General features: G+C 59.9%; 20 protein-coding genes and 1 pseudogene. 5 read left to right on the forward strand and 16 right to left on the reverse strand.

Annotated features, from left to right (window positions below):
* Positions 1 to 258 precede the first annotated feature (258 nt).
* Positions 259 to 529, reverse strand: a pseudogene (locus tag E3W21_RS00615) (DUF6124 family protein); the annotation flags it as partial.
* Between the two features lie 26 nt (positions 530 to 555).
* Positions 556 to 1,524 carry a LysR family transcriptional regulator gene (locus tag E3W21_RS00620; protein ID WP_008150590.1) on the reverse strand — a complete coding sequence of 323 codons (969 nt, stop codon included), beginning with the start codon at positions 1,522 to 1,524 and terminating at the stop codon, positions 556 to 558.
* Positions 1,525 to 1,818: 294 nt separating this feature from the next.
* Here E3W21_RS00620 and E3W21_RS00625 point away from each other — a divergent pair, with 294 nt between their 5' ends.
* From E3W21_RS00625 to E3W21_RS00640, 4 genes are all read left to right on the forward strand, one after another.
* Complete coding sequence (locus tag E3W21_RS00625; RefSeq protein ID WP_134417197.1) at positions 1,819 to 3,330, forward strand: efflux transporter outer membrane subunit; 1,512 nt, start codon at positions 1,819 to 1,821, stop codon at positions 3,328 to 3,330.
* 138 nt (positions 3,331 to 3,468) lie between these two features.
* A complete protein-coding gene (locus E3W21_RS00630; RefSeq protein ID WP_134417199.1) occupies positions 3,469 to 5,679 on the forward strand; it encodes an FUSC family protein in 2,211 nt (736 codons plus the stop codon).
* Positions 5,669 to 5,869: a DUF1656 domain-containing protein gene (locus tag E3W21_RS00635; protein ID WP_007896379.1), complete on the forward strand. Its 201-nt coding sequence runs from the start codon at positions 5,669 to 5,671 to the stop codon at positions 5,867 to 5,869. Before E3W21_RS00630 ends, E3W21_RS00635 begins: the two co-directional genes overlap by 11 nt.
* 39 nt (positions 5,870 to 5,908) lie before the next feature.
* Entirely contained in the window at positions 5,909 to 6,757 is an 849-nt protein-coding gene (locus E3W21_RS00640) for an HlyD family secretion protein (RefSeq protein WP_134417201.1), read from the forward strand.
* Between the two features lie 144 nt (positions 6,758 to 6,901).
* On the opposite strand, the gene E3W21_RS00645 is transcribed toward E3W21_RS00640, so the two are convergent.
* The 3 genes from E3W21_RS00645 to E3W21_RS00655 are packed head-to-tail and all read right to left on the reverse strand — an operon-like array spanning position 6,902 to position 8,623.
* The gene (locus tag E3W21_RS00645) at positions 6,902 to 7,300 is read right to left on the reverse strand and encodes a DUF4440 domain-containing protein (protein WP_134417203.1); all 399 of its coding nucleotides are present in this window, start codon (positions 7,298 to 7,300) and stop codon (positions 6,902 to 6,904) included.
* Positions 7,297 to 8,124 carry an SDR family oxidoreductase gene (locus tag E3W21_RS00650; protein ID WP_134417205.1) on the reverse strand — a complete coding sequence of 276 codons (828 nt, stop codon included), beginning with the start codon at positions 8,122 to 8,124 and terminating at the stop codon, positions 7,297 to 7,299. The genes E3W21_RS00645 and E3W21_RS00650 overlap by 4 nt, the downstream gene beginning before the upstream one ends.
* A gap of 34 nt (positions 8,125 to 8,158) precedes the next feature.
* A complete protein-coding gene (locus E3W21_RS00655; RefSeq protein ID WP_134417207.1) occupies positions 8,159 to 8,623 on the reverse strand; it encodes a multidrug transporter in 465 nt (154 codons plus the stop codon).
* Between the two features lie 182 nt (positions 8,624 to 8,805).
* Here E3W21_RS00655 and E3W21_RS00660 point away from each other — a divergent pair, with 182 nt between their 5' ends.
* On the forward strand, positions 8,806 to 11,541 hold the full coding sequence (locus E3W21_RS00660; protein WP_256661479.1) for an RHS repeat-associated core domain-containing protein: 2,736 nt from the start codon (positions 8,806 to 8,808) through the stop codon (positions 11,539 to 11,541).
* A gap of 95 nt (positions 11,542 to 11,636) precedes the next feature.
* Here the strand turns inward: E3W21_RS00660 and E3W21_RS00665 are convergent, their stop codons facing one another.
* The 11 genes from E3W21_RS00665 to alg8 all read right to left on the reverse strand — a co-directional run bounded on the left by E3W21_RS00665 (position 11,637) and on the right by alg8 (position 26,811).
* Positions 11,637 to 13,088, reverse strand: coding sequence for a mannose-1-phosphate guanylyltransferase/mannose-6-phosphate isomerase (locus E3W21_RS00665; RefSeq protein ID WP_129438309.1), 1,452 nt, complete (start codon positions 13,086 to 13,088; stop codon positions 11,637 to 11,639).
* 283 nt (positions 13,089 to 13,371) lie between these two features.
* Positions 13,372 to 14,025, reverse strand: a complete 654-nt coding sequence (locus E3W21_RS00670; protein ID WP_129438307.1) for an alginate O-acetyltransferase AlgF — start codon at positions 14,023 to 14,025, stop codon at positions 13,372 to 13,374.
* Between the two features lie 14 nt (positions 14,026 to 14,039).
* Positions 14,040 to 15,215: an alginate O-acetyltransferase gene (locus E3W21_RS00675; RefSeq protein WP_134417209.1), complete on the reverse strand. Its 1,176-nt coding sequence runs from the start codon at positions 15,213 to 15,215 to the stop codon at positions 14,040 to 14,042.
* An 11-nt stretch (positions 15,216 to 15,226) separates the two neighbouring features.
* Positions 15,227 to 16,792: an MBOAT family protein gene (locus E3W21_RS00680; protein WP_129438302.1), complete on the reverse strand. Its 1,566-nt coding sequence runs from the start codon at positions 16,790 to 16,792 to the stop codon at positions 15,227 to 15,229.
* A 213-nt stretch (positions 16,793 to 17,005) separates the two neighbouring features.
* The gene (locus E3W21_RS00685; protein ID WP_134417211.1) at positions 17,006 to 18,139 is read right to left on the reverse strand and encodes a mannuronate-specific alginate lyase; all 1,134 of its coding nucleotides are present in this window, start codon (positions 18,137 to 18,139) and stop codon (positions 17,006 to 17,008) included.
* Positions 18,140 to 18,149: 10 nt separating this feature from the next.
* Positions 18,150 to 19,598 (reverse strand): alginate O-acetyltransferase, encoded by a 1,449-nt coding sequence (locus E3W21_RS00690; RefSeq protein WP_129438298.1) that lies wholly within the window; start codon positions 19,596 to 19,598, stop codon positions 18,150 to 18,152.
* A gap of 10 nt (positions 19,599 to 19,608) precedes the next feature.
* Positions 19,609 to 21,198 (reverse strand): mannuronan 5-epimerase AlgG, encoded by a 1,590-nt coding sequence (gene algG, locus E3W21_RS00695; protein ID WP_134417213.1) that lies wholly within the window; start codon positions 21,196 to 21,198, stop codon positions 19,609 to 19,611.
* 26 nt (positions 21,199 to 21,224) lie between these two features.
* The gene (locus E3W21_RS00700; protein ID WP_129438293.1) at positions 21,225 to 22,709 is read right to left on the reverse strand and encodes an alginate export family protein; all 1,485 of its coding nucleotides are present in this window, start codon (positions 22,707 to 22,709) and stop codon (positions 21,225 to 21,227) included.
* Positions 22,706 to 24,112, reverse strand: coding sequence for an alginate biosynthesis TPR repeat lipoprotein AlgK (algK, locus tag E3W21_RS00705; protein WP_134417215.1), 1,407 nt, complete (start codon positions 24,110 to 24,112; stop codon positions 22,706 to 22,708). The genes E3W21_RS00700 and algK overlap by 4 nt, the downstream gene beginning before the upstream one ends.
* Positions 24,113 to 24,124: 12 nt before the next feature.
* Positions 24,125 to 25,294: an alginate biosynthesis protein Alg44 gene (locus E3W21_RS00710; protein WP_129438290.1), complete on the reverse strand. Its 1,170-nt coding sequence runs from the start codon at positions 25,292 to 25,294 to the stop codon at positions 24,125 to 24,127.
* 35 nt (positions 25,295 to 25,329) lie between these two features.
* Positions 25,330 to 26,811: a mannuronan synthase gene (gene alg8, locus E3W21_RS00715; RefSeq protein WP_371927029.1), complete on the reverse strand. Its 1,482-nt coding sequence runs from the start codon at positions 26,809 to 26,811 to the stop codon at positions 25,330 to 25,332.
* Between the last annotated feature and the right edge of the window lie 149 nt (positions 26,812 to 26,960).

A 26,960-nucleotide genomic window follows, 5' to 3' on the forward strand; every position in this document is an offset into this window, starting at 1 on the left:
TATAGGGCGGGTGGATCAAGATCAAGAGCTGCAGGCGAGCTAACGCTCGTCCTGTTGAGTGGTGAGGAGCGAAAGGCGTATCTGAACCATAGATGTGGGAGCTGGCTTGCCTGCGAGGCGGCCTGACAGCCGACCAATATATTGCTGATGTACCAAATTCAATTGTGGGAGCGGGCTTGCTCGCGAATGCGGTGTGTCATTCAGCATTAATATCGACTGAAGCACCGCTTTCGCGAGCAAGCCCGCTCCCACAAGGGATTAGCTGTGCGGCGAAGGTTTTGGTGTGTCGATGTTACCCAGCACTCGGTTCGCCGTGATCTCCGCCAGCATGATGATGTTTGAAATGCCCAGCAGGGTATTGCGCGACCCACCGTCAAGATGGTCCACCAGGTGATGGACCATCACATCGACCGAGGCTAGCGTCTCGACCAGAAAAACCACGAGGGTTTCGGTCGTGGCCTCTGAGTCCACTGTGAACAGTGTTGGGCGTGCGCGGGGTGGCTTTGATGTCGGCAATCGACGGGAAGTGGAGGTGGCAGCTGTACGCGGACAAAATCAGTTCGCCACCCGAACCCCACCCATACTCCCGCTCAATTCATACGCCACCAATTCCGCCTGATGCGCCGCCAATATCTCCGGCAACGACCCGCGCAAATACTCGACCCACGTCTTGATCTTCGCATCCAGATACTGCCGCGACGGGTAGATCGCATACAGATTCAATTCCTGCGACCGGTAGTTCGGCATCACCCGCACCAGCGTACCGTTGCGCAACCCTTCAATCGCTGCATACACCGGCAAAACCCCAACCCCCATGCCGCTGGTGATCGCAGTCTTCATCGCATCAGCGGAGTTCACCAGAAACGGCGAGCTATTAATCGTCACCATCTCCTGGCCTTCCGGGCCGTCAAAGGTCCATTTCTCCAGCGGAATCACCGGGCTTACCAAACGCAGGCACGCGTGGTTCAGCAAATCGCTGGGCTTCTGCGCGCAGCCGTTGGCTTTCACATACGCGGGCGAGGCGCAAACGATGCTGTAGGTGATGCCCAAACGCTGGGAGACGAAGCCCGAGTCCGGCAGCTCGCTGGCGAGCACGATGGACACGTCGTAGCCCTCGTCGAGCAAGTCCGGCACGCGGTTGGCCATGGTCAGGTCGAAGGTGACGTCGGGGTGGGTCTTGCGGTAGCGGGCGATGGCGTCGATCACGAAGTGCTGGCCGATGCCGGTCATGGTGTGCACCTTGAGCTGCCCGGCCGGACGGGCATGGGCGTCGCTGGCTTCGGCTTCGGCTTCTTCGACGTAGGCCAGGATCTGCTCGCAGCGCAATAGATAGCGCTTGCCGGCCTCGGTCAGGGCGATGCGTCGGGTGGTGCGGTTGAGCAGGCGGGTTTGCAGGTGGGCTTCCAGGTTGGAGACCGCGCGCGAAACGTTGGCCGTCGTGGTATCGAGTTGCACGGCGGCGGCGGTGAAGCTGCCGGCCTCGGCCACGTAACTGAAGGCGCGCATGTTTTGCAAAGTGTCCATGGGGTGCTCTCTAGGCGAATGGCAAATTGTGACACGAAGTTGCTGACTTTCTACAGGCGACTAAAGATGGACTGACGGATTATCGCGTTAACGGTAACAAAGATTCACAGGATTCCCAGCTTATCGCCAACAAAGCCGACCCCTAGAATTGCGCCCACCTCTGTAGGAGCTGTCGAGTGAAACGAGGCTGCGATCTTTTGATGTTGCCTTTAAAAGCGAAGATCAAAAGATCGCAGCCTCGTTTCACTCGACAGCTCCTACGGGGGATCTATCTCAACTCAGGAATTTGCAGCAGTGCCGCGTCGCATCAACAGAGCGCTTCAGACGCTCAGTGTTTTGGCTTTAACCCTGGCAATCAGCGGCTGCATCGGTACCGGAGGTATTGCCCCACAGGGCAAGGCATTCGAGGCCAATTCATTGGCCACCGACGAAGCCATCCAGAACGCTGCACAGGACGCTCACTGGCCCACCGCCCAATGGTGGCAGGCCTATGGCGACCCGCAATTGAACCGCTGGATCGACCTCGCCCTGCAAGGTAGCCCGACCATGGCCATGGCGGCGGCGCGAGTGCGTCAGGCCAAATCCATGGCCGGGATCGCCGAGTCCGCTGAGTCGCTGCAGATCAATGGCGAATCCACTCTCAAACGCCACAACTGGCCCACCGATCAGTTCTACGGGCCGGGCGAGTTGGCCAACACCACCACCTGGGACAACAACGCCGCGCTGGGCTTCAGCTACACCCTCGACCTTTGGGGGCGCGAAAGCAACGCCACCGAGCGCGCCGTGGACATGGCCCACATGACGGCCGCCGAAGCGCGTCTGGCCCAGCTCGAATTGCAGAACAACATCGTGCGCGCCTACATCGAGCTGTCGTTGCATTACGCGCAACGGGACATCGTCGCCGCGACCCTGAAACAGCAGCAGCAAATTCTCGATCTCGCGCAGAAGCGCCTGAACGGTGGCATCGGCACCCATTTTGAAGTCAGTCAGGCTGAAACGCCGCTGCCGGAAACCCACCGCCAGATCGATGCACTGGACGAAGAAATCGCCCTTAGCCGCAACCAGCTCGCGGCACTTGCGGGCAAAGGTCCGGGGGAGGGCGCGCAGTTGCAACGGCCGACGTTGTCGTTGGGCGCGGCGCTGAAGTTGCCATCGACCTTGCCCGCGCAACTGCTTGGCCAACGCCCGGACGTGGTCGCCAGTCGCTGGCAAGTAGCGGCCCAGGCGCGGGGCATTGACGTCGCCCATGCCGGGTTCTACCCCAACGTCGATCTGGTCGGCAGCCTCGGTTACATGGCCACGGGCGGTGGAGCGTTGGAGTTCCTGACCGGCAAGAAGCTCAACTACAGTGTCGGCCCGGCCATCTCGTTGCCGATCTTCGACGGCGGCCGTTTGCGCTCGGAGCTGGGTGAAGCCTCGGCCGGTTACGACATCGCCGTGGCCAAGTACAACCAGACGCTGGTCAACGCGTTGAAAAACATCTCCGACCAGTTGATCCGCCGCGAATCCATGGACAAGCAGCAAACCTTCGCCGCCGAGTCGGTGGCCGCTGCGCAGAAGACCTACGACATTGCGATGATCGCCTACCAGCGCGGGCTCACCGACTACCTCAACGTGCTTAACGCCCAGACTTTGTTGTTCAAACAGCAACAAGTTCAGCAGCAAGTGCAGGCCGCGCGACTGAGTGCTCATGCCGAACTGGTGACGGCGCTCGGCGGCGGATTGGGCGCGGGTAGCGACGTGCCGAAAGACAGCCAGATCGCCGTACCGAAAACCCCGACTCTTCTTAAGAGCATCTCGAAGTGAGCACGGACCCTGTGGGAGCGAGCTTGCTTGCGATGACTGAGTGCCAGTCGACATCAATGTTGAATGTCAGACCGCAATCGCGAGCAAGCTCGCTCCCACAGGTTCCCAGCCTGACTGAATATCAATGAGCAGGACTCCATGACTCCCTTGCCCGCACCTTTGCGCTGGCTGTATTCCCTTGAATGGCGCCGGGGTTTCTTCGATTGGGCGCGCAGCGATGGCGTGACCTGGGTCTACATTTTCAAGGTGCTGTTCGCCGCGTTCCTGACCCTGTGGCTGGCCATGCGCCTGGAGTTGCCGCAGCCGCGCACGGCGATGATCACCGTGTTCATCGTCATGCAACCGCAAAGCGGCCACGTGCTGGCCAAGAGTTTCTATCGCTTCCTTGGGACATTGGCCGGCTCGGCGGTGATGGTCGCGTTGATCGCTTTGTTTGCGCAGAACACCGAGCTGTTCCTCGGTTCGCTGGCGATCTGGGTGGGCATCTGTTCGGCGGGCGCGGCGCGCTATCGCAACTTTCGCGCCTATGGTTTCGTGCTCGCCGGGTACACCGCCGCGATGGTCGGTTTACCCGCATTGGCTCACCCGGACGGCGCGTTCATGGCGGCAGTCTGGCGGGTGCTGGAAATCTCCCTGGGGATTATTTGCTCCACGCTGGTCAGCGCCGCAATCCTGCCGCAATCCGCCAGCGCCGCCATGCGCAACGCCTTGTATCAGCGCTTCGGCGTGTTCGCGCTATTCGTCACCGATGGCTTGCGCGGTCGCAGCAAACGGGAGGCTTTCGAGGCGAGCAACGTGCGCTTCATCGCTGAGGCCGTGGGGCTGGAAGGGTTGCGCAGCGTCACCGTGTTCGAAGACCCGCACATGCGTCGGCGCAATGGTCGGCTCAGCCGCTTGAATAGCGAGTTCATGGGCATCACCACCCGTTTCAACGCCTTGCACCAGTTGCTCGAACGCTTGCGCAGCAGCGGCACCGATCACGTGGTTGCGGCTATCAAGCCGGGTTTGCAGGACCTGGCCGAACTGCTCGACGGCTTCAGCGGCCGTGCGCTGACCAATGCCGATGCGGGGCGTCTGGTCATCGCACTGACCGCCTATAAAGAAGGTCTGCCGGCGCGGGTTCGCAGCCTGCGGGCGATCTTCCAGGAGGGCGATCCGAGCGACGCCGAGCAGCTGGATTTTCATACCGCGTACGAGCTGCTCTATCGCTTCGTCGACGACTTGCACAGTTATGCACAGACCCACGCGTCGCTGGCCGATCACAGCCATGCGCGCGAGCAATGGGATGAGCCGTTCACCCCGCAAACCAACTGGATGGCGTCGGCCGCCTCGGGGATTCGCGCGGCGTTCATTCTGGTGGTTCTGGGCAGCTATTGGGTCGCAACGGCATGGCCGAGCGGTGCGACGATGACCCTGATTGCCGCCGCTACCGTGGGCCTCTCGGCGGCGACACCGAATCCAAAACGCATGGCCTTTCAGATGGCCTGCGGGACGCTCCTCGGGGCTCTGATCGGCTTCGTCGAGATGTTTTTCATTTTCCCCTGGATCGACGGTTTTCCGTTGCTCTGCGTGATGCTCGCACCGGTGATCGTACTCGGTTCGTTCCTGACTTCACGACCGCAATATGCGGGCATAGGCCTCGGCTTGCTGATCTTCTTCAGCACCGGTTCGGTGCCGGACAACCTCACCGTTTACAACCCTTACGCCTTTATCAACGACTACATCGCCATGGTGCTCGGCATGCTGGTATGCGCGGCGGCCGGGGCGACCATTCTGCCGCCCAACAGCCGCTGGTTGTGGCGTCGGCTGGAACAGGATTTGCGCGGGCAAGTGGTGTACGCCATCAGCGGCAAACTCAAGGGTTTGGCGTCGAGTTTCGAAAGCAGCACGCGGGACTTGCTGCACCAGGCCTACGGTCTCGCGGCAGGGCAACCGCAGGTGCAGCGGGACTTGTTGCGCTGGATGTTCGTGGTGCTGGAAGTCGGCCACGCGATCATCGAGTTGCGCAAGGAGCAGGCGATCCTGCCGGTGCATCCGGCGTATGCCGAATCGCAGCCGTGGCGCCAGGCGATCCGCGTGATGGGCCGTTCGCTGGTGCGGTTGTTCCTGCAACCGAGCCAGAGCAATCTCGAACGCGGCCTGATCGCCGTCGATCACGCGATCAGCCGCGTGCAAGCCACCGACGAACCTTTCGCGCCGCACTTCGACACCTCGGCCCTGCGCCGGGTGAAGAGCTACCTGCACTTTATCCGCACTTCGTTACTGGACCCGCAATCGCCGCTCGCCGGCTACATAAAGGCCAACGCCAACGCCACCGCCAAGCCCCAAGGACTTGAACATGCCTCGTGAAATCGCCTTCCACGGCGTGTACATGCCGACCATGACCCTGATGTTTTTCATCGCGGCGGCGCTGGCCTGGGCACTCGATCGGTTCCTGTCCGGGTTCGATCTGTACCGCTTCTTCTGGCACCCGGCGCTGCTGCGCCTGAGTCTGTTTACCTGTCTGTTCGGCGCCCTGGCGCTGACTGTTTACCGTTGACTCTCTATCACTGACTCTCTATCACTGAAGAAGGCCCTGATGAAAAAGCTTTTCAGCCTGCTCGCCACTCTGCTGGTGCTGGCTCTTGCGATGTGGATCGGCCGGACCCTGTGGGTGCATTACATGGACACCCCGTGGACCCGCGACGGCCGGGTGCGCGCCGACATCATCAACGTCGCCGCCGACGTCACCGGGGAAGTGCTGGACGTGCCGGTGCGCGACAACCAACTGGTAAAGAAGGGTGATCTGTTGATGCAGATTGACCCCGAGCACTACCGCATCGCGGTCAAACAGGCGCAGGCGCTGGTGGCCTCACGCAAGTCGACGTGGGAGATGCGCAAGGTCAACGCCCACCGCCGCGCTGACATGGACAACCTGGTGATCTCCAGGGAAAACCGCGACGACGCCAGCAACATCGCCGACTCGGCCCTGGCCGATTACCAGCATGCTCAGGCACAGCTCGAAGCCGCCGAACTGAACCTCAAACGCACCGAGGTCCGTGCAGCGGTGGACGGTTATGTGACCAACCTCAATGTGCACCGCGGCGACTACGCGCGCATCGGCGAAGCGAAAATGGCCGTGGTCGACATGAACTCGTTCTGGGTCTACGGCTTCTTCGAAGAAACCAAATTGCCCCACGTGCGGGTCGGCGATAAAGCCGACATGCAGTTGATGAGCGGGGAAGTGTTGAAGGGGCATGTGGAAAGCATTTCTCGCGGCATCTACGACCGTGATAACCCGCAGAGTCGCGAGCTGATTGCGGATGTGAACCCGACCTTTAACTGGGTGCGTTTGGCGCAGCGGGTGCCGGTGCGGATTCACATTGATGAAGTGCCGGAGGGTGTGCTGTTGGCGGCGGGGATTACGTGCACTGTGGTTGTTAACTGACCGTAAGACCGAGTCGCGGCCTTCGCGAGCAAGTCGGATCGCCGCACCGCCGCTCCCACATTGGATCTTCAGCGAACACGAAGAATGTGTACGACGTAGATCAAGTGTGGGAGCGGGCTTGCTCGCGAAGGGTACGACTCGGTCTCACTCCTTGCAAAACGTCTCATGCAAATGCCGCCAAACCACTTTGCCATCCGCCCGCTTCTCAAACACCACCGCCGACCGCCGATCAGAGTGCAGCCCCGTCGCATCGGTCTGCTGCTCGCGATAACTCACCACTGCACCACCGTCGTACAAAGCGATGCCGCGCAACTCGCTGAGCTCAATTCTGAACCCGAGCTTCTTCCCGCCCGCCATCAAAAACAACTCACTCAACGCATCGAAATCCAGCGCCCGGCCCAACGGCGAGACCATGGAAAACTGCGGTGAAAAACGCGTCAGCAACCGTTCAAGCGCCGGCTCGTCTTGATCCTCGGCCAACCATTGCTCGATGGCGACGTGGGCCTGGATCACTTCATCAAAGTATTCGGTGTAGTCGGTCATGGAAGTTGCCCCTTCAGCCCGAACCGCTTCATCAACCCCGCCTCCAGCAGCCCTTTAGGCAACAACCCCGCCAGCAACGGTAACGCCCGACTGCCATTGCCCAGACGAATCAGGCGCGGTGGTTTGCTCTGCTGCACGGCCTTGAGCAAACCGGCGGCAAATTCACTGGCCGGGGTCGGGTTGTCCTGGGAGGCCTTGGCCCGTGCGCGAATGCCTTCACGCAGCGGCCACCAAGGCGATTGTTCGGTAATCAACTGCTCCGCCTCATGGCCGGCATTCTTGGCAAAACTGGAGGCGATGGCGCCCGGCTGGACTTCCATGACGCGCACACCGAACGGCGCCAGTTCCATACGCAACGCATCGGTCAAGGCATGTACCGCCGCTTTCGAGGCGCAATAGGCGCCGGCAAACGGCGTGACCAAAACCCCGGACACGCTGCCGATGTTCACCACCAGACCCTTGGCGCGACGCAGCACCGGGAACAGGGCGCGGGTGACGCCGACGATGGCGAACACGTTGGTTTCGAATTGCCGCTGCATGGCCGGTACACCGCCGTCGAGCAACGGCCCCATGGCGCCATAACCGGCATTGTTGATCAGCACATCGAGGCCGCCATGTTGCTGGTTGATGCGCTCGTTCAAGTGTTCGAGTGCGGCGCCATCGTTGACGTCCAGTTGCACGGCGGTGAAACCGGCAGCGGCCAGCGCCGCCACGTCTTCTGTCTTGCGGGCGCTGGCCCAGACTTCGTATCCGGCACTTTTGAACACCTCGGCGAGGGCGCGGCCAATGCCGCTGGAGCAACCGGTAATCAACGCAACAGGCATGGCGCGGTCCTTGTGCAAAAAGAGGAAGGGAAGATCAATCGGAGAAACTACCTTGCAAACGCTCGGCGCGAAACTCCAGCGTTTGCGGGCGATAGCCAGGGCGCAGCGGCGGCAGGGGCAAACAGTCTTCCCAGTTCGCGCCGGCCTGCAGTTCGCCGGGGCCGCGATAGCGCGGTGCGGCGTATTGATTGTCGGCCAGATTGACCGTGTCGCCCGGCGCATAGGCTGCGATGCGCCAGCGCAGTTCGGTCAGCGGCACGTCGTTGCCGTTGTTCATCTTCAGTTGCAGTGGGCGGTCGGCCGGGCACTGTTCTGGCGCGTAAGTGATGCGCAACTCCAGGCGCGCCAGTTGCTTGACCTCGCGGTTGTCCATCCAGATCACCCACGTTGCCACCAGGCCCAACCCGATGGCGGCTGCCACAGAGACGGGGAGTGCTTTGGCCGGGTAGCGCAGCAACAAAATCAGCCAGGTGATGACCAGCAGGACGCCGATGAACATGTTTGAACGCTCCTTGAGCTCATGACCACCATCCTACCGAAGGGCCGAAGGAATGGACATTCGTCGATCAAGGTCCTTTACCGTTGGTCGGCACTGTAATTTCTGACAGTAGCCTGACATGCCCACGAACGGTTAGATGACCGCTGGTAAACAGGGACGCGACCGGCATGCAGGCCTCGACGATGGGAATGCACCACAAAACACCCGGATTGTCCGTTGTCGACCCGCGGGGTCTGCCGATCCGTTCGGTTGATTATTGGCGTGAGGTCGAAGGTGACCTCACTCAGGCACGCATCAATCGCACCTTTTACGATGCCGCAGGACGTGCGATTGAACAGTGGGATCCACGGCTTTGGGCGCTGCCAAAGGAAGAGCCGCTGAGGCGCGCCAACCTCACGACGGTGTTTTCGCTGTCGGGTAACGCGCTGTTCACTGACAGCGTCGATGCCGGTTGGCAGCTCAACCTGCCGGGGCTGGGCGATGAGGTTTTGCTGGGATGGGACGGCCGAGGCACCGGACGCGAGGTTGAGTACGACGACTTGCTTCGTCCGGTGTTGGTGTTCGAGCAGGGCGCGAATGAACCGCGAAGGTCTGCTGAGCGCATGGCCTATGGTGGTCCCGAACATGGTGCCCAGAATCAATGCGGGCAGTTGATCCGTCATGACGACCCCGCAGGGACGGTGCTGTTCGAGTCATTCTCAATCACCGGCAAATGTGTGAAGCAAGTCCGTCACTTCACCCTGGACCCTGTTGCACCTGACTGGCCGGTGTTGGAAGCCGATCGCCAGCGGCTGCTTGAGCCGGGGGAGGGGGCCGCCTCGATGTGGCATTTCGGTCCGCAGAATAATGTGCTGGAACAGATCGATGCCAAGGACAACCGCCAGGCCTTCAACCTGACCCTTGACGGTCGCTTGCGCGAGACGCGACTGCAACTTCAGGGACTGAGCACCTGGCAAACGCTGGTCAGCGATATCCAGTACAACGCCGAGGGGCAAGTTACACACGAAACCGCCGGCAACGGTGTAGAAACAACCCTCCTTTACCGCGCTGAAGACGGTTCGCTGATAGAGCGTCGGGCACAGGATGCGAGTGCTCGGTTGTTGCAGCATTTGATCTACGACTATGACCGGACGGGCAATGTCCTGAGCATCGAGGACAAGGCACTGCCGGTGCGTTACTTCGCCAACCAGCGTATCGATCCGGTCAGTCGCTTTATCTACGACAGTCTTTACCAAGTGATCGAGGCCTTTGGTTGGGAAGCGGGCGGTCCTAACCAGGGACCGGCCTCGGAGGGGCGAACCGATCCGGCGGCGGTCAGCAACTATCACCAGACCTACGACTATGACGAGGCCGGCAATTTGCTGAAACTGACGCACGTCGGCGCGCAGGGGCCGGGGCGTGAACTGAAGGCGGCGCGTAATAGCAATCGCTGTTTGCCCTATCGCAACGGCGTGCCGCCCACAGAGGAAGCAATTGCCGCTGCGTTTGATGCCAGGGGCAATTTGCGGGAGCTGGATCAGGGACGGTTGCTGACCTGGGACCTGCGTAACCAGTTGCAGTCAGTCAGTCCGGTGGAGCGTGCCTCAGGGCTCAATAATCGGGAGTCCTATCTTTACGATGGTGGTGGTCAGCGCGTGTGCAAAATTCGCTCGTTGCAGACCAATGCCCGAACCGTGGTGGCCGAAGTGCGTTACTTGCCGGGACTTGAATTGCGCACCGACAGCGGTACCGGGGAGGTGCGGCAGGTCATCAGCGCGCAGGCCGGGCTCAATAGTGTTCGGGTGTTGCATTGGGAAACTGATCCACCGTCCGGTGTGACCAACGATCAGTACCGCTACAACCTCGTCGATCACTTGAACTCCTGCACGCTGGAACTCGCCGATGACGCGCGAATCATCAGTCGAGAAACCTATTACCCCTTTGGTGCAACCGCCTGGTCTGCGGGCCCGAACGATACCGATGGGGATTACAAAACCGTTCGGTATTCGGGGAAGGAGCGGGATGCAACGGGGCTTTATTACTACGGATTCAGATACTACATACCGTGGTTGCAGCGTTGGTTGAATCCCGATCCTGCCGGGGATGTGGATGGTCTCAATCTATACCGGATGGTTCGAAACAATCCGGTAGGGTTGGCTGATATAGACGGTCTCGCACCTACTCCCAATAAAAATCAGCCCGTAGTGCCTGTACGCCCGCCAGTCCCTCCACGGCCGGCTTCACTTGCGCCAGCCTCAGTTCGGCCGGCTATTGCACCTCGGCCGAGCCCGGTGCAAACGGGTCAGTCCTCGAAAGCCGCAGTGCCCGCGCCTAAAAGACCGCCTCCTATATTGTTACCAACGGCGGATAAGCCAAAAGAAGCACTTCCTTCCTATGCTGCCGATGTTGTGACTGTGGGCACACATCAATTGATGCGTGCTCCATCGGGCGGCGTTATAGCCATGAGGGGGGACAATCGTTCCCCCGACACAATCCGTAAAGCGGGTGGTTTTTTCCCCAGAGATAACAGAGGACCCGAAATCAAGCAGGAGTTCAAGCAGACCGCTGTGACCAAAGGGATTAACACCCTGGCCCGGGAACACGTTAGCAGCCCCAATCCAGCTTACGTATCCACCGGCATGGATGAAGACTCAGGAGGATACAGTGACACAAGAAACTTCCTGTACCGGATGGAAGTCCCGGGTTTGATAGAGCGAGATATCAATGATCAGACGCTGGGGCTCGGGAAGCCCTTCAAATTCACTCCAAAAGGACGATTGGACACCAGACTTTTGATGAGTGATGACACGCTTGATCAGTCCACATTCGTGGCGGTGATTCCGGCCACGACAGTGGAATTGACTTTTATTACCCCGATTCCGAGCGCCAACATCGTCGCTTACAGGGAGGCGAGGAGCAATCAATGGAAGCCTTTTTAACGACGATTACGCAGATGTAAAAAAGCCCCCACCCAACCCGCTGCGGATAGGGAAACGCAGCGGGTCGGGCGGGGGCTTCTTGTGTTACAGATCAATCACCGCGCGATGGTTTTCACCGACACGCCGCGTTCGATCGGGGTAGAGCGACCGTAGATATCTTCAAACCGCTCGATATCGTCTTCGCCCAGGTAGCTGCCCGATTGCACTTCGATGATTTCCAACGAGATCTTGCCCGGATTGCGCAAGCGGTGGACCGAGGCGATCGGGATGTAGGTCGACTGGTTTTCAGTGAGCAGGAACACGTTTTCGTCGCAGGTCACTTCAGCAGTGCCGCTGACCACGATCCAGTGTTCGGCGCGGTGGTGGTGCATCTGCAGCGACAGGCACGCGCCCGGTTTGACCGAGATGCGCTTGACCTGGAAGCGGCCGCCCATGTCCACCGAGTCGTAGGAGCCCCACGGACGATAGACTTCGCAGTGGTTCTGGGTTTCGCTGCGGCCTAGTTCGTTGAGGGTGTTGACCATCTGTTTCACGCCTTGGACCTTGTCCTTGTGGGCGATCATCATGGCGTCCTTGGTTTCGACGACCACGATGTTTTCCAGGCCGATCACCGACACCAGTTTGCCGTTGCCGTGGATCATGCAGTTTTTGCTGTCCTGAATGACCACATCGCCTTTGGTGACGTTACCGTTGGCGTCTTTTTCGTTCACTTCCCACAGCGACGCCCAGCAACCGACATCGCTCCAGCCGGCGGTCAGCGGTACGACGCAGGCGCGTTGGGTTTTTTCCATCACCGAGTAGTCGATGGAATTGTCCGGGCAGCAAGCGAAGGTGGCGGCGTCGATGTCGACCGTGTCGGCATCCTGCTCGCTGCGTTCCAGGGTCAGCACGCAGGTGTCGTAGATGTCCGGATCGTGTTTTTTCAGCTCTTCGAGGAAACGGCTGGCGCGGAACAGGAACATGCCGCTGTTCCAGAAATAACCGCCGGACTCGACGAACTCGGTGGCGCGTTTCACGTCCGGTTTTTCGACGAAGTGCGAGACGCGGCTGACGCCTTCCGGCAGCAGCGAATCATTGGTCGACTTGATGTAGCCATAGCCGGTTTCCGGTTTGGTGGCCGGTACGCCGAACAGCACCATTTCGCCGTTTTCTGCAGCAACCGTGGCCAGGGCCAGCGCGCGTTGCAGGGCTTTCTGATCTTCCAGCACGTGGTCGGCTGGCAGTACCAGCATCAACTCGTCGCGACCTTCGTTGACCAGCATCAGTGCGGTCAAGGCCACGGCTGGCGCGGTGTTGCGGCCGAACGGTTCCATCAGGATGCGCTGCACGTCCAGTTTACGGGCGGCCAGCTGCTCGTTGACGATGAAACGGTGTTCCTTGTTGCAGACCACGATGGGGGTGTCCATGCCTTCGAACACCAGGCGTTCCAGGGTTTGCTGGAACAATGTTTGTTCGCCGGTCAGGGCGAGGAATTGCTTAGGGAACTGTTTGCGCGAAAGCGGCCAAAGACGTGAGCCACTACCACCTGACAAGATCACCGGAATCATGTTGTTACTCCTTAAAATCGAATGGGTCAGAGCTACTGCGTTCTGTCGTTTCACTCTTGTTCTTATTCCGTAGCCAGGTTGGTTCACCGATTTCTGTAGCAGCTGCCGAGCCTGCGAGGCTGCGTTCGAGCTGGGCGGCATTCCGACGAAGCGGTCGTAATTCTGGCAACTCGGTCTCTCTGAAAGACCGCATATGCCGGTTTTACGACTGCTGCGCCCGAGCGCGGACCGGCCGACGCAGGCTTCGCCAGCTGCTACAGGGATCACCGTCCTGACAAAATGATTAGCGCGTCGAAACCGGGCGTTTTACCCAGACTGGCGCCAGGCTGCTGCCGGTGCCGGTCACGTACAGCACGGCGGCTTCACCGCGTTCCAGGGCAACCGGTTTCACGTCGCCGACTTTCTTGTCGCCATCGTATAGAGCCAGGCTGACTTTAACCGGGTTGATTTCACGCTCGCCACGGCCCTTGGCGGCCACGGTCGGGACCACTTCGGTCTTGCCGTCAGCGGTTTTCAGGGTCAGGGCCTTGTCGCTGAGGTTCTGCACGCGAACCAGGGATTTTTGCTTGTTCTTGAACGGCGGCTCTTCGATCAGTTGCGGTGCGCCGCTGGCGTTGTTGACCAGGGTGTAATAGTGATCACCGGCCAGTTTCACCGGCAGGGACTGGCTACCGACCTTGGCGCTGTAGTCGCCGCCCGGCATGAAGCTGAAGTCAGTGCTGGACAGCGGCGCGACTTCGGCCAGGTTGGTGGTGCCGACGGTGGCGCTGACTTCAGCGTTGCCGGCGTTGTAGACACGCACGAAGCTTGAGCCTTTCGGGGCGGTCGGGCCGTAGAGCGCGGCATCGCCTGCGAAGGCGGACATCGACAGAACGCTCATGCCTGCAACGAGTGCGAAGGTCTTGGCGAGACGGCGAGGAGTAGTAGTGAAAGTCATGGTGTACCTCTCTTTCAGTTTTGCGCCCGGTCGGGCGTCTCGGATTTAGTGTTTGCGGCTACGTTTTGTTGGCGAGCGCCGGCTTCTTTGAGCTCTGCGACCCACTGCGGGTCGGCGTCACCGATTTCGTTGTTCACAGGCAGATAACGTTCAGGAAACTCCCAGATCAGCACCTGTGGCGGGCTGTTCTTGAAAGCATCACTTTTCAGATAGCTGAGCATCGGCAGAATCGGGCCGTGGCCGTCTTCGGCGTAATTGACCACGTCGCTGTTCAGCGCTTGTTTCAGCGCACCGACGAAGTTCCAGTTGGGGTTGGCGCTGTAGCTGGTGCCGATCAGGGCCACCGGCACTTCAGTGTTGGCGAACAGGGCGTCATCACCGGCAGGCTGGTCCTGGGCCGCAACGGTGTTGCGTTTCTGCAACGGCTCAGGCTTGGGCATCAGGTTTTCGAACAGCGGGTCCAGCGGCAGGAACAACCGCAGGTCGCCCTTGTGAGTCACCTTCTCCGCAGGTTCAGTGATGAAGTGATGCGGCTCGCCGCTCAGCGGGTATTTGTCGGTAATGGATTTCGCCAGGGTCTCGGCGGCGATTTGTGCGCCTTCCGGGGTCCAGTGGGTGTCGGTGCGCAGGAACACTTGCTGACCGTCCAGCTTGGCTTTCAGCATCGGGCCGTACAGGTCGGGCGCGAGGACCTTGTTGGCCGCCACATGAGCGTGGAAGTCCTCATAGAGGTTGGCGTGGATGCTCGAAGGCTTCACTTCACCCAGGTGTTCCGGGTACAGGCGAGTCTTGGCCGGCACGATCGCCATGACCAGTTTCACGCCTTTCGCTTTCAGTTCCTGGCGCACGCCTTCAACCAGCGCATAGTTGCCTTGCAGGTTCAGTTCTTCGTTGACGATCGGGTTGAATTCCTCATCGCTGTACAACCACTGATCGCGGCCGAGCACGACGCCCGGACGACCTTCGTTGAACAGTTTGAAATCCAGCGCAGCCCAAAGGTTGGTGCCCAGGCGCTTGATCGGGAACTCGTCGTCGTAATGCGTTTCCACGGCTTTGGTCCAGCGGCCGTTAAGCACCGTCGTTTCGGCAGAGGTACTGAAGCCGAGGAAACTGCGCGTGGACCACAGGCCCAGGACCAACAGCGTCACCATGAACAGGCTGATGTAGAGGATGCGTAATGAGCGGGTCATAGTCAGATCCCTCAGAACTGGAAGTAAAGGAACGGCGAGAAGCTTTGCGCCGAGAGTTTGAAAATCGAGGCGATGAACAACACCAGTACCAGCGTGCGCATCACGTAACGAGACCAGTCCGCAGTCCAGTAGGCCGGTTGCACAGTCGCTTCAACGCCGACGGTGTAGCCAGGTTCGTGGATGCTGCCCGGGTTGTCGCCCGGTACGGCTTTGATCATTCCAGGGGTCGCGGCAGCCGGGCCATCGGCCTCGACGTTCACAACAGGCTTGGTCTTCTCAGGCGGCAGGTTGGTGTAGAAGTCACGAATGCCGAAGAACGCCAGGGTCATGTAAGCCACCACCAGGGTCGCCACTTGCAGGCCGGTGAGGCTGGCCGCGTTGAGTTCCGACAGTGACCATTCGCCGAAGCTGAACATCGCGCCGTACATACGACCGGCGACGTGCAGGTTTTCCGAGCGGAAGATCACCCAGCCCATGACCACGAGCAGGAAGGTCAGCGCCCAGCGGATCGGGTTGATGCTGCGCGGCGAGGTATTCAGGCCGAGGGCTTTTTCGATCGCCAGCCACATGCCGTGCCAGGCGCCCCAGACGATGTACGTGATGTTCGCGCCGTGCCACAGACCACCGAGCAGCATGGTCAGGAACAGGTTGCGATAGGTCATCAGCGTACCTTTACGGTTACCGCCCAGCGTGATGTACAGGTAGTCACGCAACCAGGTGGACAGGCTGATGTGCCAGCGACGCCAGAACTCGGTAATCGACTGGCTGATGTACGGCTGTTTGAAGTTTTCCATGAAGCGGAAACCCATCATCAAGCCCAGACCGATGGCCATGTCGCTGTAACCGGAGAAGTCGAAATACAGCTGTGCGGTGTAGGCCAGCGCGCCGAGCCAGGCGTCGCCCGTGGTCGGGTTCTGCAAGGCGAAGCAATGGTCGGCCACGACCGCCAGGGTGTCGGCGATGAAAACCTTCTTGATGAAGCCCTGCATGAATCGCGTCGCACCTTCGGAGAACTTGTCGAGGGTGTGGGTACGGTTGTTGAACTGGTCGGCGAGATCGCGGAAGCGCAACACCGGACCGGCGATCAGGTGCGGGAAGATCGCCACGAAAGCGGCAAAGTCGATCAGGTTGCGGGTCGCCGGCGTGTCACCACGGTAGACGTCGATGATGTAGCTGATGGACTCGAAGATGTAGAACGAGATCCCGATCGGCAACAGCACGTGGGTCAGGATGAACGGCGACAGACCGACGGAGGTCATCATCGCGTTGATGCTGTCGACGCCGAAGTTGGCGTACTTGAAGTAGCCGAGAATGCACAGGTCGACGGCCACGCCCAGGAGCAACCAGCGTTGTGCCGGTTTGGTCCGAACGCCTGCGGCACCGACTTTGAGGCCGATCCAGTAGTTCCACAGCGTGACGGCTGCGAACAGCGCAAGGAAGTCCACGCGCCACCAGGCATAGAACACGTAGCTGGCGATCAGCAGCAGCAGGTTGCGATAGCGTATTCCGCTTAAGTAGTACATGCCGAGAAAGAGCGGCAAGAACAAAAACAGGAACACGTTGGATGAAAATACCATCCCGGTCTCTCCATGTTTAACCAACAGTCAAGGGCCAATGGCCCCCCCTAACCCCCCACCGAAAACCGGAGGGCGTAACACACAAAACTCAAACTCGACACTGACCCCTGTGGGAGCGAGCTTGCTCGCGATAGCGGTCTGACATTCACATCGATGTCGACTGACACTCAGTCATCGCGAGCAAGCTCGCTCCCACAGGTTTTATATGTGCCTTCAGGAGCCTTTTTTGCCCTTCTCGTTCGCCGGGTCGTAGACCTTGGTCAGGTCACCACCGAGGCGGAAGGTTTTGAACGGCTGCATCTCGTGCTTTTTCTCAAGCACATCCGGCGAGCAGGTGTAGAGCGTGCAGAACGGTTCGAGCCAGGCGAATTTCGAGTCGACTTTCAGGTCGGTCATGTCCTGATCCTTACCGTTCTTGTTCTCGAATTCTTCCGGGTCTTCGACACCCGCGAGCACTCGATCACCCAGGCGTTTCAATGCGCCGTTGTTTTCCTGACGCAAGTCCACACCGTTGACCTGAGCGAAACTGGCGATCATCGCGAGCGGCGGCAGGGCGTAGTTGTGATAGGCGAGGGCGCGTTGCTGGCGCTTGAGTTCGTTGGGCAGGAAACCCTGGGCGTCGATTTGATTGGCGCCGACCTTGAATTCCTTCACCGACCAGTCGAACAGGTCGCGGCGGTTGGTGGCGATGGACGTTGCCATCACCGACCAGGCGGCCCAGTACGAATGGTTGTTGGTTTGTTCCAGCGGCAAGTTGTCCCAGTCGCTGACCACCTGATCGGCCATTTTGTTGAACCAGGCTTCGATCAGTTGCGACTCTTGCTGATGGTTCGCCAACGGATGCGAGTCGGAGAACTTCAGGCGGATATAGGACGACGCCATGCTGCCCAGCGCCCATTTGCGCATGGACTTGCCGGTGTGGTTGAAGTCCTTGGACATTAACGCATCGGCCTTGGCCCAAGCGGTCAACCAGTTCAGGGTGCATTCCAGCTGTTCCGGACGACCGTCACGCATGAACTGCATCACGCGCTTGCTGGTGCCGCGTTCCAGTTTGGTGATGTCGGCGGTGCTGTCGCGGAAGGCTTTTTCCGATGCCTCGTTCAGGGTCGAACGGGCCTTGTCGGAACCTTCGTATTTGCTGCGAAATTGCAGCGAGCCGGTGTACGGCGTCGGCATCGCATCACAGCCTTCGCTCTTGTCGCCGGTTTTGACTTTTTCAATCGGCGCGAAGTATCCCTGTGGCGGACGCAGGGGCGCGGCTGCCTGGGTGGCGCCAGCGAACATCGCCAGAGTCAGCAGGGAGGGCGCGAGTAACTTTTTCAAAGTTCGGGTTTGCATGCATGTCATAAGAGTTGCCTCATTGCCCGGCTTGAGCGGTACGCTGCCCAACGCCAGGGAACACGTTGCGTTTGCAGATTTTCGCTTCGACTTTCTGTGGCGCGGCACCTGCTTCAGGGCCCTGGACTTCGACGGCCAGCAGATTCTGCGAGGCCCAGTCATCGTCCGTGCGCAACTCAAAGGCGAAACGCCCGTCGGTATCGGAGGTTTCCGGTTTCTCGATCTTGATGTCCTCGTGGCGACCGTTCATGTACCAGAGGGTGGCTTGCAGGGTTTTCACCGACGGATCGGCGAAGCGGATATCAACCTGGTGGCTGCTGTTTTGCAGGTTCAGGTTCTTGCTGTTGACCATCAATTCGTTCTTGCCCGGTTTCAACGTGGTGCTGCCGGTCATCTGTGCATCCTTTCCTTCGCAACCGTTGTCCAGCAGCGCCATCATCTGGCGGTAGATGGTTTCCTGGTCGAGGCGATAGAGCGGCGAGAATTCCCAGATCAGAATCTTCGGCGGCTTGGTCTGGAACTCTTCGCTGCCCAGGTACTGCAGCATCGAACCTTCCAGGCCACCGCCGGGGAACGCCACGTTGAGGATGTCGGCGCCGATGGCCTCTTCGAGGAAACCGGCGAAGTTGTAGTTCTTGCCACTGTGGCTGGTACCGACCAGGGTGACTTCCGGATTGCCGGAATCACTGAACAGATCGCCATCAGCTGCTTCGCCTTTCGGCTCGGTGGTGAACTGATCCATGTACTGGATCGCGTAGCTGGTGCCACAGAGTTGACCAGCCATGTTGTGTAACGTTCCGGTCTTGCCCATACGACCCGACTTATGGCTCTCGAATTCGCGCTTGGGCACGTCGGCAAAGGCCGGCATTTTCTTGATTTGCTCACCGACGATTTTCGCCGTGCGCTGGGCGCCATACGGCGTCCAGTGTTGGTCGCCCTGGAAGTAGAAATCGTGGGCCGGCAGAGTGTCAGGCAGCGACTCGTTGGTCAGCGGCGACAGGTCCGGCACGGTGTAGCCCATGGCGGCGAAACGCCCGAGCATGGTCTTGTAGTTCTTCAGGGCCTTGTCGAAATCGTACTTGGCCTTGTCTTCCGGGTTGAGCTTGTTGCGGTTCACCAGGCCACGGGTCGGCTGGTAAACGATGACCAGTTCAATGCCTTTGCTCTTGAACGCATCGTGCAGTTCTTTCATGCGTTTGTAGCCGCCGGGTGTGGTGTCGAACTCGGTGCGCAAGTCTTCTTGCGTACGGAACAGCCAATCGCCCTGAGCCTGTACCAGTGTGGTGAAGTTCTGCTGGTAACGCGTGGTGTAGTTCTTCGGGTCGTTGGCTGCCGGGCACAGGCTGCAGCACGGCTCGGCGCTGAAGGCAGGTGCTTTGGCTTCATCGGCACGAGCGCCGGCGCTGGCCGCGAAAATGCCGACGGTCAGAGCCGACAGGCTGAGTAATTTGATCAAGTGTGGGTGCATAAAATTATCCTCAGTCCCGCATTTCGGTCTGGCGTTCGACAGGGTCGATCAGCACGGCTTTCTGCTGGCGCACCAGCAGGTCGAGAATTTCATCCTGGCGCTCACCGAGAATTCCCGAGAAGCTGATGCCGCTGGATTTGGTCGGTGCGAGCATGGACACGCGATACAACTCGACGCTCAGCGGCGAGTCGATGGACAGTGGTCCGCTGCCGTTGCCGGCCAGTTCGCCGCCGACCACGATCAGGGACACCTGGGCGTCGAACGGGTCGAGCTTGATGTCACGGTCGGTGTCGCTCAGGTCCTTGATGTGTCCGTAGACACCGGTCAGGCCGTTGGCCATGGACAGGTTTTCGTAGAGGCGGATGTTCACGCTGTTACGAATCCGGATGCCGTGACGACGGTTGCTGATCACTTTGTTGCCCCACAGCAGGTTGTCGCCACTCTCGTAGAGGGTGATGCCGTCGGTGTGGTTCTTGTAGATCTCGTTGTAGGCGATCAGGTTGTTGACGCTGTTACGGTCGATCACCAGGCCCGACAACTTGTTGTCGTAGCTGCGGTTGTTGAAGATGAAACTGTCGTTCACTTCTCGGGAAATAATGATCCCGTGCTTCTTCTTGGTACCGAATACCGTGTTGTCGGCAATGATCAGACCGTGGGAACGGTCATGCGGGTCAATGCCATAGACGATGTTGTCTTTGTAGGTGTTGCCCTTGACCACAAAGTCGCGGGCTTCGTAGCAGTAGAAGCCGTACCACATGTCCGAGAACTCGGAGCCGACGATCCAGCCGGTCGGTTCAGGGCGCTTGAGTACCTTGGCCATGTTCGGCGTGTATTGGGAAATACTCACGCCATAGGACTTACTGTTGGCGTAGCCGAAACTGGCGATTTTGCTGTTGGCGATGTAGGTCTCGGTGCCGCCCCAGGACAGCAGGAACGGACGGAATTCCTTCGGCGACTTGAAGGCCGCCGGGCCGTTTGCCTTCTCGCTCCAGCCAGTGATTTTGGTATCACGCACAAACAGCTGACCGTCGTTGACCAGGAACGAACCGGCCTCTTGGGACAGGCGCAATTCCTGGGTCTGCTTGTCGATTTCCAGAATGCCGTGTCTACCGACCACGATCGGCAACTTCGCCAGGAACACACCCGGTGAGGTTTCACTGAAGTACTGCTTGGGCACCTTCTTGGCCAGATCCTTGAGGTTCATGTAGCCGTCGTCGACGAAGATGGCCTGCGGGATGCCGTGCTGACGCACCACCCATTCAGACATCTTGTTGTCGCCGCCGATGAAGTCCTTCAGCGCGTCTTCCTGCATCATCCGGCGCACGCTGATTTTGCCGGCCGTGGTGCGCACGATTTTCGCGGCGATGGCTTCGGCGGTGTAGCCGGACGTGTCCGGCAGTTTCGGTTTGGCCAGCTCCAGCGGCGCAGTCGGTGCGCTGCTGACGGTGTAGGTCCTGGCCTGTTGCAACCCCTTGGCACTGGTCGCCGGCTGGCCTTTGTGAACGGGCGAGGCCGGCTCCACAGTGGCGAAGACTGCCGTGCTGGCCAGCAACATCGCGCCGGCCAGCAAGGTTATCGAGCCTCTCTTCGGACTGTTCATGTCAGGAACTCCCTTAGCGGTTCGCATCAGAAGCGCCAGATCACGTCGACAAACGCGCGGTGCATGTACGAGTCGACGCCTTTGCCGTACGCATCACCGGGCTTGAACACGCCGCCACGCAAACGCACCAGGGCCGAAGGCTCATCGATCGATTGGCTCAAGGCTGCGGGCAGCAGGCCTTGCTTGAAGTACTTGGTGACGACCACGTCCATTTCCTGACCGAGGTCGTTGTTGCCATCTTGCAGCGGCAGGGACGTGCTGGAAAGAATCGCGCCGGTCGCGTCGTCGGTGTTGTTCTCGACGGCGTTGATGCCGTTGCTGCCGACCGGCTTGCTGCCGTCGACGCGCCAGAATTTGTGGTAGATCACACTGGCGTCGTATTCGTCGTTGAGCATCCACGAACCGAACAAGGTAGCGGACTGCATATTGTTCGTTTCACCACGGAACGCTTCGCCGAAACGGTGAACCCGCGAGCGAGTACCGGTGTAGTTCGAACGGTTGCTTTGCAGGCCGTTCTGTTCGTAATCAGCGCTGGCACGGGCATAAGCTGCACCCACTTGCCATTGCGGATCGAGGCGCAGACGCACACCCAAATCGGTGGCCCAACCATCAACATTGCCATTGGTTTTGGCTTGTGCCGGAGCGGTGCCATCGGCGTTCAACGGGTTGACCTTGTCGCGGTCGCCGCTCATGCCGGTGACGCTGCCCCAGTAGTTGACGGTGTTTGTGTTGCGCCAGTTGTAGGCATCGCTGTCGGCGGTGAGGCCGATCCAGCTGATGTCGCCGTTCTGTTTCTTGTCCAGCGAGTCGCCGGCCACACCCGGTTGCGGGTAGTCGAGCTTGCCGTCATCGTGGGTGTGATGACCACGAATGCCGACCCAGTTGCCTGGGGTCCACTGGTACGCCGCATCGGCGTAAGCGTGCAGGCGATCCTTGTCCTTGGGCGCGAGTTCTGTGAGGTCGGTGCGGTACTCGCTGAAGCGTTCGGCAACACCGGCGTTGGCGCGCAACAGGGTAGTGTCGAAGGTCCAGTTCAGGGCTTCGATGTTGGTGTCGCGCCATTGGCCGTCGTCATTGCGCAGGCGCTGGCGACCGAGTTTGAGCATCTCGCCGGGGTAGGGCGTGAGGCCGCTGTAGCCGACCCAGAATTCACGCATCGCCAGGTAATTTTTCTTGGACGTGCGATCACCGCTATTGGTGGTCTGGTTGGCGTCGTCGGCCTGTTGCAGGGTGTCGGTTTCGATGATGTCGGTGGACGTCACCGCCTGGCCCATGGCGTAGGCGCTCCACGCGCCGCTCTCGCCATAGATCCACGGACGCAAGTCGAGGCCGACGCCATTGACGTCACCGCCCTTGGCAGTGCCGAGGTCGGCGTCGTCTTCGGACTGGGCGGTGACTTTCACGTCAAGGCCGTAGTTCTTGCTTTCAGTCAGGGCCGCCAGGGTCGGGCACGACCACAAGAGGGCGAATGACAGGCCAATACCGGCCTTAACGAATGGATTCAACTTCATAGGGATTCCTCGCCGTCTTCTTCTTCCAGGGCATGCAGTTCCAGCGGGTTCTGGCTCAAGGCACCACGAACGGCCTGTTCTTGTTTCAACAGGCGTTGGGCCTCGGCGAGCTGGGCAGGCGGCAGTTGGGCTTCGAGTGTTTGTGCAAGCTCGGTGGCTTGCGGGGTGTTCTGAGCCTTGGCCAATTGGCTGAAGACATAAGCGTTAAGCGGGTCGGGCCGGGTGCCCTTGCCTTGGGAGAACAGTTGGGCAATGGCGAAGTCGGCGCTGTTCTGACCGTTACGTGCAGCCTTGAGCAGGTGATTCAGCGCTTTCTGCGAATAGACCTTGCCCAGGTAACCGCGACGGTAGATCTGGCCGAGGTAGTAATCGGCGGCCACTTCTCTGTCGACGGCTTTCTTGAAGTGTTCTTCGGCGACCTTCGCGTCGGCCGGCACCATTTTGCCTTCGTAGTACAGCTTGCCCAGCAACAGTTCGGCACGCGGCTGGTCGGCGGCGCGGCCGTTGTCCAGGTACTTCATCATCTTGTCGACGTCACCCAGTTCCGGGAAGTCGTAGAGCAGTTGCGCCAGGCTGACCCAGGAAGCGGGGTAGCCGGGTGCGATGCCTTCGAGCAGCGACTGGGCGGTTTTCTCGTCGGTCGTGCCCAGGGATGCATCGCCCAGTACGCGGGCCACGCTGTCCACCCGCTGGGCGGAAACCGCGCCGCGAGCCTGAGCGGCTTGCATTTGCTTGATCAGCTCGGCCTGTTTCTCTGGCTGGGCTTTTTTCTGATAGACCGTGGCCAGTTCGACGTAGCAGATGTCGGTGGTGTTCAACGCGGCTTTGCAGATCGTTTCCACTTCGTCCAGATGCTGGTCGTAAGTGCCCTGGGTGCGATAGAGCAGCACTTGGGCCAGGCCCGCTTCCGGCTTGCCTTCGGCGCGCCATTGGCTGATCTGCTGTTGCGCGTTGACGTTCGGGAAACTGTGCGGGTATTGCAGGTACAACATGGCCAACGGGATCAGGGTGTTGCCTTCGCCTGCGGCAGTGGCTTTCTTCAACAGGCCTTCGGCTTCGTGCTGTTCGGCTTCGGTGGAGCCGGGTTTGGCCACCAGCAGACGACCCAGGCGAGCCTGAGCCCGCGGCGAAACGCTGGCCGCAGCGCGATAAGTCGCCTCAGCTTTCTTGATCTGCGCCGGGTCACGGCTGTCGACCTGGATATCGGCGAGGCCAACCTGTGCTTCGCTGTAGCCCAGGTCTGCCAATTGCTGGTAATTCTGCGCCGCCAGCGTGGTATCACCGCGCTTGAGGGCTTCGTTGGCCAGACGCTGGTCGGGCAGGCCGGCGCATCCGGCCAGGGCGATTGCCATGGCCAGAGTCAGCGGGACTGGCAGGATTCTGAGTGGGCTAGTCACGGGCATGTCCTCTTGTTTTTATCGACCGGCGGCCATGGCTTTGTCGATCAGCCAGTTCAGGTTCGGACCACGGGTGGCGTTGACTTCAACCGGGCGACCGGCGAATTTGCTGTCCAGCGGCTCGTCAGGCTTGATCAGCACGCGGATGTCGGACGACAGGTCGGCGCTTTTCAGGCTGGTGCTGCTGATGATCGTGCCGGAGCGGGTTTTGTCTTCGCCGGCGATCTGGAAGCTGACCGAGCTGCCTGGAAGCACGTCGCCGAACTGGCGATAGGAGAAGCGCGCTTCAACGTTGGCTTCGCTGTTACGCGGCACCAGTTGGAAGATCACGTCGCCCTTGCTGGCGTACTGACCGTTGGCGACCATTTGCTGCGCTACGGTGCAATCACACGGCGACGTCAGGGTGCCGGTCATTTGCTTGCCGAACAGTTCTTCAACCTTGGCCGGTTGTAATTGATTGTCGTCAAGATGGCCCTTGAGTACGTCGAGCATGCTGGTGCTGAACGTCGCCAGTGGCGCGCCTTTGGCCGCAACGCCGTCGGTTTTGATCAGGCTCTGCACCGTGCCGTCGCGCGGCATGGTGATGTTCATACCTGCCACGCTGACCAGACCGGCCTGGGCGTGGCTGACGAAGTACATGCCGTACACCGACTTGAAGATGAAGCCGAATGCCGTCAGACCGACGAGGAAGATCGCGAAGCTGAAGGTCACTGCACGCAGACGACCGAACGGGGTCATGCCGTGGCCGCCATCCTTGTTCTTGCGCGCCTTGGTGAAGTTGTCGCGTTGCAGGGTGGCCAGCACTTCACCCATGGTGACGATGTCGCCGGCCAGGTGCGAAGTGATCAGGTGGCGCAGGGTGGAAATATCCTGGGATTCGAGGTTCTGGAACTGGCAACCGGTACGACCGGTTTCGCGGTCGTGGGAGCGCACCAGTAACTCGACGTCCATGGCCAGGCCGAGGTTATCGATGACGAACTGCAGGCGAGCCTTGTACACATCGCCGATCTTCAATGGCAGCTGACCGGCGTTGAAAGCCAGGCCGCCAGCGGAGAGGTCGATGACCCGAGCTTCTACCGGGGTCCGGTCAGGACCGTAGAAGCGCAGCTTGGCCGGGATTTTTACCCGGGCGTGCTGGCGCTGGGCTTCTGATTCATGCACTACGTTGGCGTTGACGGCGGTATTCATATGGACGATTTCCTAGTTAATTCAGGCGAGTTCGGTCAGACCATCATCAGCAGCACAGCAACAAAAATGCTGCCGGCGGAGAAGGTCATGGTCCGAGACGACCAAGTGTTGAACCAACCTTGAAAGCTGGCGAGATCACGGGTCAGGGAAGTGGGCTGGCGAGTCCAGGACTGTCGGTCGAGGCGGAAGAACACGTAGATCTTCACCAGCGCGCCGACGATCTGGTTGTAATAGAGAATCGCCGGGTAGGCCGGGCCGATCGTGTGACCGGACAAAGACAGCAGCACGGTCAGGATCAGACGGGTAATGCCGATCCACAGCAGGTAAACCAGGATGAACGCGATGCCGTACTTGAAGCTGGCGATGATCGCGACGGTCAGGCCCAACAGCGATGTCCACATTGATACACGCTGGTCGAACAGCACCACCGAAGTGAACAGGCCGAGACGTTTCATCCCCAGGCCCAAGGCGCGGGAGTTCTGCCGCAGGTTGTTGCCGTACCAGCGGAACATCAGTTTGCGACTGGCCTTGATGAAGCTTTTTTCCGGCGGGTGTTCCACGGTGTGAATGGCGGCGTCCGGTACGTAGAACGTGTCGTAGCCCAGGCGCATCAAGCTGAACCAGCTCGACTTGTCATCACCGGTGAGGAACTTGAAGCGACCCAGGCGCCAGTGTTGCAGCGAGTCGCTTTCCACGTCGGCGATGAAGTCCGGGTTGGTCACCACGGTGGCGCGGAATACCGACATCCGCCCGGTCATGGTCAGCACGCGCTTGGACAGGGCCATCGAGCACATATTGATGTGGCGCTGGGCGAATCGCAGTTTGTGCCACTCGCTCATGATGTAGCCGCCGCGCACTTCGCAGAACTCGTTGGTGGTCAGGCCGCCGACATTGCCGAACAGCTGGAACCACGGCACGGTCTTGAGCACGACGCCTTCGGCGAGCACCGTGTCGCCATCGATCACTGCAACCACTGCGCGGTCGTCCGGCAGGTGGCGGGAGATGGCGCGGAAACCGTAAGCCAGGCCATCGCGCTTGCCGGTGCCGGGAATGCGCACGAAGTCGAGCTTGACGCGAGCCGGTGGATTCATTTTCACCCAAAGGCTTTTCACCAGCTTCTCATCGGACATTTCCACGATGGAGCAGACCATGGTGGTCGGCAGGCCGCAGTCGATCGCTTCGCGAATCACCGAGGCGTAGACCTGGGCGGTGGTCAGCGCGTCGATACGAAAACTGGTGACCATCAGAAACACATGGGACGGGTCTGCCGCTTTACCCAGCTTGCGCACTTTGCGCCGCAGGTGCGGGTAGACCACGTACAGAAACAGCATGCCGCGCAAAAAGTGCGTGGCACCCATCGAGTAGCGCCAGATACCGACGATACCGATCAGGAAGATGAAGTCCTTCGACTCGGAGTCGAACGTGGACGCAGGCAACGCCATGGCGATGCCCATCAAAATACTTAAGTAAAACAGCCAACCGGCGGCCTGAAGTAGGCCGTGCTTTAGCCTGTGCATAATCTGCATCCGTCTCTATCTCGGGCGAGCCTGTGGGGTGGCCCGATGGGGTTAAGGCAGGCTTACGAAAACTGGCGACATCCGGTCTGGATGACGCCAGAAATCCTGTAGGAGCTGGCGAAGCCTGCGATCTTTTGATCTTTCGCTTG

The organism is Pseudomonas sp. F01002, from assembly GCF_004402115.1.
In the GTDB taxonomy this organism is placed as follows: Bacteria; Pseudomonadota; Gammaproteobacteria; order Pseudomonadales; family Pseudomonadaceae; genus Aquipseudomonas; species Aquipseudomonas frigoris.